The 6,834-nt window shown below is 34.6% G+C and carries 6 protein-coding genes; all 6 read right to left on the bottom strand.

Annotation, left to right across the window (positions count from 1 at the left end; genetic code table 11):
- Positions 1 to 227 precede the first annotated feature (227 nt).
- Complete coding sequence (locus tag CER22_RS33405; RefSeq protein ID WP_179211963.1) at positions 228 to 389, bottom strand: hypothetical protein; 162 nt, start codon at positions 387 to 389, stop codon at positions 228 to 230.
- 131 nt (positions 390 to 520) lie between these two features.
- Positions 521 to 2,866, bottom strand: coding sequence for a hypothetical protein (locus CER22_RS30440; RefSeq protein ID WP_088610441.1), 2,346 nt, complete (start codon positions 2,864 to 2,866; stop codon positions 521 to 523).
- A gap of 122 nt (positions 2,867 to 2,988) precedes the next feature.
- On the bottom strand, positions 2,989 to 4,191 hold the full coding sequence (locus CER22_RS30435; protein WP_088610440.1) for an S-layer homology domain-containing protein: 1,203 nt from the start codon (positions 4,189 to 4,191) through the stop codon (positions 2,989 to 2,991).
- Positions 4,192 to 4,379: 188 nt separating this feature from the next.
- Positions 4,380 to 4,775 carry a DUF4320 family protein gene (locus CER22_RS30430; RefSeq protein ID WP_088610439.1) on the bottom strand — a complete coding sequence of 132 codons (396 nt, stop codon included), beginning with the start codon at positions 4,773 to 4,775 and terminating at the stop codon, positions 4,380 to 4,382.
- 25 nt (positions 4,776 to 4,800) lie between these two features.
- On the bottom strand, positions 4,801 to 5,250 hold the full coding sequence (locus CER22_RS30425; RefSeq protein ID WP_088610438.1) for a hypothetical protein: 450 nt from the start codon (positions 5,248 to 5,250) through the stop codon (positions 4,801 to 4,803).
- Between the two features lie 16 nt (positions 5,251 to 5,266).
- The gene (locus tag CER22_RS30420) at positions 5,267 to 6,766 is read right to left on the bottom strand and encodes a hypothetical protein (RefSeq protein ID WP_088610437.1); all 1,500 of its coding nucleotides are present in this window, start codon (positions 6,764 to 6,766) and stop codon (positions 5,267 to 5,269) included.
- Positions 6,767 to 6,834: the final 68 nt, after the last annotated feature.

The raw sequence follows: 6,834 nt of genomic DNA, 5'->3' as shown, positions 1-6,834 counted from the left end.
CTAGACATAATAAAACCGCACCTCCAATTGTTAATTAAGTGTCTAACAAATTGGGTGCGGTTCACTTGCGGTAACAGTTACATAAGGCGAAGTGTTACCAGCACTTCGTCTTCTTTAGTTTATGCAAAAACTATCTTTGTAATACTTCTACACATATTATAACACCAACTATCGTACATGTCATGTGTATTCATCTATTACAGTTAGCGAGATAAAACAAAGTATTTTTAAAATGAAATCAATTTCGTTCCTGTTTCAAAATACTTTGCAGGAGCATAACTTTCCCCATTTCGATCCTGAAATTCGTTTCCAATGTATAACGATACAATCATTGCGATTACTCCAATAAAAATAGCTCTTCTCACACGCTGCTTTTTCTTTTTATCCACTCAGATTTCCCCTTTCTACGAAAAAAGGCACACCCCATTAAGGGGTGTGCCTTTGGTTTATCCATTCAGCTACTAGTTTAAGATGGATTATACACTTTTATCGATTCAACTAATTATATAATACTATTTAACTAATTTCTATTCTTCATGTAGTACCAGTTTGATAAGTCTGTGATTATGTGTTCTTTTCCAACCCAGTTCCAGCCTGGTGTTTGTACAGGGAATGGAAGATCTGCAAGTACCCTTCTCTTTTTAAAGTCATCATACGCGACACCTTTAATTACTACCTCATTTGTCAGGCACAAACTCATTTCATTGATACCTGCTGGGTTTGTTTCAACATTAAACGCATATTTCCCATCTTTCGTTTTTAATGGCGCATACCATTTGCGCTGGCCATCAATAATTTTTTCTTGCCCATCCCAATATAAAGACTTAGTTGGTCTTTTACTATCGAAGACATGTCCTGTTACTTCAGACAAGTACATATTTTTCGGTAGGAATTTTGATGTTAAGCCATTATTAGAAACACTCTCTAAATCATGTGTCGTTTTTAGTCCTTCATCTGCAAATGGATATTGTGCCGTTGCTTTTGTAAATACACCTGGATAATTGGCATTCCAATCATTTCTGTATTTTCCGTTTACCTCATAAGAAAAGCCATACCCAGCATGGAGCTTAGATGGTGCTAAACTATCAACACTCCCACTTAATGTTTCATAATACATTTCTCCCACTGTGTCTTCTTTTGATACACGTTCACTTACTGTTTCTACCACACCTTTTACACTAGTTACACCGCACATCCCATTTTCATGCGATGGTGCATAGATAGCCGTTTTAATTGGATTATTTTTGTATGTGGTTTCTTCTATGTCTATACGATTACCAGCAGGGTTAATTTCCGCTTGAATTGTTCCTTTCCCTTTATGCTGCCAATCAAGATTCAACGTTTTCTTTTCTCCCTCTGTTAATCTTACCTTTTCTAATGCTACTTGTTGTCCGTTATGCTTAAGCACGACTACTGTTTCAGGATTTGCATATTTCGTTTCTAGCGCGTCTAACTTTTTAATTTTATTTTTCTCTTTTTCTAACTTCTGCCTTGCTGTATCTAGCCTACTTGCAGCATCGTCTAATCTATTTTCTTCCCAAGAGCAGTCCCTATCATAATAGTGATGGTTCCCTTCTTCGTCTATCTCATGGATTGGATTACGACGACAATAGCTTAAACTAGACTGTGCACTATCCCTAGCGGATTCAGAACTATATACTTCCTGCTGAGATTTATTAATATTATTATTTACCTTTGCTCTATATTGGTCACGTTCTGGTTTAAAATTATCACGTGATACATCTATTCTTGTTTTTATATTCTTTCCTTCTCTTGCTGTTTCTCCTTCAATTCGGTCAGCTGAGAAATCAATTTTATATTTAAAATCATCTTCATCACCTGGATCTGGATTAGGTGTTACTTCTGTACCACAGTTTCCATCTACGATAAAATCAACAGTTTTCTCATTTGATTCCCTTTGAACAGCATCAAGTACTTTAATCTTCGCAGTATATCGGCCACACATTTGTGGCTGCCATTTAGCATCATCTTTTGTAAATTTCCCAGCATCTCCTTCATTGGCTCTTTCATTATCTTTTTGCGGATTTGAGCGTAAATAATTTTCTTGATGATGCACAGTTTCGCCATCTTTTATAATATCTAGCATCCATTTAACTCGGTTCCGTTCTCCAGCAGCTTTTTGATAAGGGTTTACTGTTGTTCCATTTTGATCACGGTCATTGTATCCCTTATTTTTACTTACATACTCAAAACCGTTAAATATAAATTTCACAGGTATATCTTTTTTTCCACTCATAGCTTGAAAGCCTTTTACTTGAGGTTTACTTGTACGTACATACCACAAGCTATACCTATTTACATTATCTACACCACTAGCACCAGCATATCCACCAGAAAGATATGCAATGTCACGAATCCAATAAAACTGTCCAAGTTCTCTAAAACTTTCATAAGTTTGTATCATATGTTTATCCATATTTTCTAAAACGAATTCTGGGTTTCCCCAATATTTACTAGAAATAACAGAATTATTTACCCTTTCTATTTCAGTCACCATACGGTCACCCGCTGGTACTTTACCATTTAAATAACCTTCATTTGCAATTCGAATATATGGCTCTGAAGTATCTTCAGCTTGTACTAAATTCTCCCTTGGGTTCTCCCAATTAAAAGAACCATTATATACTGCAGGAAAGTGCACATCGGCCCTATATAAAGATTCTTTAGCTGCATATCCACTTCCAGGTCTATAATATTTTCCTGGCAACTGTAAGTTAAGTGAAGTCAAAAATGAATCATTTTGACCGTTAAAGAATGGGACATCGTTGTTTTTAGCACTTGCCATACTAGGTATAGCAATCATAGTTGAAGTACAAATAAATAGTAAACCTCTTTTAAATTTCATTTTTTCTCCTCCCGAAACATAAAAAAGGACACACCTGTACCATTGGGATGGTACGTAAGGTGTGTCCTTTACGTATGCTTAATTAAATATTATATTCATATTTTATAATACTTAGTATATCACTATTTTGTTTCAATTTGAATATACATTGTATCAAAAGCTGCAGTTTGACCAATACGGACTTTATAATTACCTTTTTGATAATTGTTAATAGAGTCTTGCGCAATAGTTTCATCAATTTCTTGCTCTAAATTCAATCCACTTAAGAAGGTAACCCATCGTTTAGCTAATTCTACAGTTGCTGGATTATTATCTAAAAAATAGATTTTATAATTACTATTTACAGAACCTTCAATTGCAAATTGTGCACCTATTGAACCAGCTGGAAGATACATATCTTTATCCAAAATACGTACTGCTCCTCTTAAATCTTTATATTTAAGATTTGTATTGTATTTTTTATTAATATCTTTTACTATATTTTGTGCTTCTGTTGATAATTGTTTTTGCACACTTTCATTTTTCAAAGCTTCAGGGTTGTAATCAAAGTCAGGTTGTGCAATCTCAACGTCTAATCCCTCAGGCACTTTAGGCTGTTCTGGCTTCACTTCTGGCTTTGTTTCTGGTTTTGGGTCTGGTTTCACTTCTGGTTTCGTTTCTTTTTCTATAACATTAATAGAGTTGAATAAGAACTGGCTATATTGTTCACGAGTTACATGTGCATATGGTGAATACAGCTTACCTCCTGTACCAATAGTAACGCCATTTTCTTCTAATGCACTAATTGCTTTTAATGCCCATGAGTTTTTATCAATGTCAGTAAACGATGTTGTCTTAGTAGCTTTAAATTTAAAAGCATTTGTAAGAACTTGCGCCATTTGTTCACGAGTTAGAATATCATCTGGTCCAAATTTCCCTTCACCATAACCAGCAACAAGACCTTCTTTAGCAAGTGCTAAGATTTCTTTTTCAAACATATGTCCTTTAATATCAGAAAACGGGTTTTTGAAGCTAGCATCTGCATCCGCTGGTTTTACATATGCATAAATCATACGCGCCACTTGCCCACGAGTTACATTGTCACCAAAACCAAACTGTCCATTTCCGTATCCTGCTACTACCTTACGGTTTGCTAAACCATAGATTGCTTTTGTAGACCAGTGATTTGCTGGAACATCATTGAATTTTAATGAGTCTGTGTTATCAGCCTTAACAGTAAATGCCCCCGCTCCTAATAGTGACGTTCCCATAATTGTTAGTGCTGTTGCTGTTTTTAAAAATTTATTAGCCATTTTTTGTTCCTCCAAATATATTAGTTTTTTCATAGATTCTTATATTGTACCTAAACTAATCATAAAATCTATATAATTTAACATATAAATTAATTAATTATCGTTTTTTTATAACCGCTGTTCTATATGGAAAATATTACCATATAGAACTAGGCTTGTAAAGTATTTTTATATATTTATTTTTAAATATAGTTTTTTGCCCTTTATACGTATTCTTATTTTCAACGGAAATAGATTTGTCCCATTCCATCTTTGTTTGCCCATATCGGCGCTTTCACACTATCTATCCCTATCATTTTAAAAATAAAGAAGTGATGTTCAGCTTTTATCTTAAAATTCAACGGCTTATTATGATCTACGCGCCCTTTTGTATATTCATATTTCCATCCATCCATATTCTGCTCTTTCATTTTCTTCTCTATATCAGGAATTAGATTTACATTTTTCCCTTCATATGTGTACTGAAAACCACCTGTTTTTTCTGCTAACTCTACTGTACTAGAAGCAAAATCATGTGCCTTTATTAACTGCATTCCATACAGTACACCTTCTGGTATAAGAGTTATCAATAGTAAAGAAAGCGTTAGAAAAAGCGCTGTTGTTACTGTATTTTGCATTTCTTACACACCTACTTTTTCTTATCTATTTCACGTTTCCTCCAGCTTTCTTGTTGTCAGAATCTGCTTCATAAATAAATATGTGTTTTGCGTTACTCTTAATGCTGCCTTGCTTTTCATCAAATAGTTTCGTATAACTAGCCGCTTCGGCTTCTCCTTCTACCGCAATCATTGCAGGTTGCTCTTGTACAGCATGTATAGAAAACTCTCGTTTTGATGCTGGATCCTTAAATGTTGCATTTTTGATATAAGACTTTTCAAATTCTTTCTTTGCGATTTCTGGTTCAATAGCAATTTCTTCTTGCGCTCGTAAAACACCAACTTTTACGGCTTTATCCATCACTGCACTTCCAGCACGTTCTAATGCAGACTTATTATCTGTGTGTGTTGTATCTCCAATAATCATATCTGTCATTAAGAATAAACAACCAACAAACAACAATATTGAGGCGGCCCCTATAATAAATTTTTGCATCTTTCTTCACCCCTCCTTAATTTTCAGATTTTCGAAATCGGAATCCACTTAAAATGGAACTTTTCTTTTGATTCAACAATTGGTTTGGCAGCAATAACTCTGCTATCTCCTTCATTATGCCTTCAAGCTCTTTATAATAGTTCCGACTAGATAGTAACGTATTACTATTTAATTGCGATTCAAATACATCTTCTATCACATATGGTGCTAAAGCAGTTAATAACTTATCTCCAAAACATTCTTCTACTACTTCATTCTTTAAAAGTGCAGGAGAAAACTTATTCCCAATGATTCTCGTTTTCTCTAAAGCTAAGTAAGAAACGAGCTTTCTCTCTTTTTGTGTAAGAGGATGTGCTATCTTTAGCAATTGATGTAGATCTGGTTCGGCTACAAAGAATATGTAATCTGCCATTTCACATATCTCATGGTATAAATCTTTATCCCAATCGCTCCCCGCATCAATTATGGATATAGGTGCTTCTTGGTTAGCCAATAAAACCTTAATAAAATGGTCAAAATCCTGCTCTGTCTCGTTTTTCAACTCCTGATCCACTATAGGATTCTTTACAATATAATTGATTTTTCCTTGCTTCCATTTTGGAATTGATAATATATCAGATTCCTTCTGTAGCATCTCCTTATACCGCTGTAGCATAAATTCACTACGATAGTTTTCTGGTGCTTCTGTATATCCCTTAAGTAACGGATACGTATAGCCATCATCATATAGATTCTCTATATAGTTCACATCAATCCGTAGTTCATTTAAATAAGTTGCTAAAAGATGCGAAACAAAAGTAGCACCACTTCTTCTGTTCATACTGGCCACAACAATTGTTCTTCTTGGAATAGCAATACCTATTTGTTTCTCATATACCGGCTCAAAAGCCAATTTATACTGTTTTTTTATAATAGGTGCTTTGGGCGTCTCCTCTGGAACAGACTTACGCTTTTGTTTGTTTTTAAATAGTTTGTTGGATTTAGAGGCAGGTTCACTGTTGCCACCTTCCTCTAATTCACTTGATACGTCCTCTTCTTCCTCATCAACAGGAACCTCAGGCAACTTTGTTTGTTGCGGTGCCTGACTTGCTCCTATAATTTCCGCTACATTTTTAATATCCGATTCTTGTAGCAACTGCGGAATGACTTTATTATCAATATCAATTTTACGAGAGTTAAAAATATCATAGATACCAAGATAAATCAGTTTCGCCAAAAACTCATCATCATTTTCACGCTCTGTAAATACCACAATACGAATATCTCGATTAAAGCGAATATCTCTTAGCTTCTGTAAAATAATTAGTTCTCGTTTCTCTTCATGTCCCGCATCAATATTTAATCGTTTGTCATTAATACATAAAATATTGGGTTGTTCAGTATCTAGAATTTCATCTAGATACTTGATGTGCATCACATCACTATCAGCTACTTCAAATCCCGCACCAATAAAATCCTCACGTAAATATGCCGTATATACAGTATCACTAATAGCTAATACAATTTTTTTCACCATACTTAACCTCCTACAAACTCTAACGTTGGATTAAAATCATGTTTTCAATTGGAATTTGTGCCTGAAGA

The organism is Bacillus sp. K2I17 (assembly GCF_002209985.1).
GTDB lineage: Bacteria > Bacillota > Bacilli > Bacillales > Bacillaceae_G > Bacillus_A > Bacillus_A wiedmannii.
Note: the sequence above shows the minus strand (reverse complement) of the source record. Positions and strands in the feature narration are given on the sequence as shown.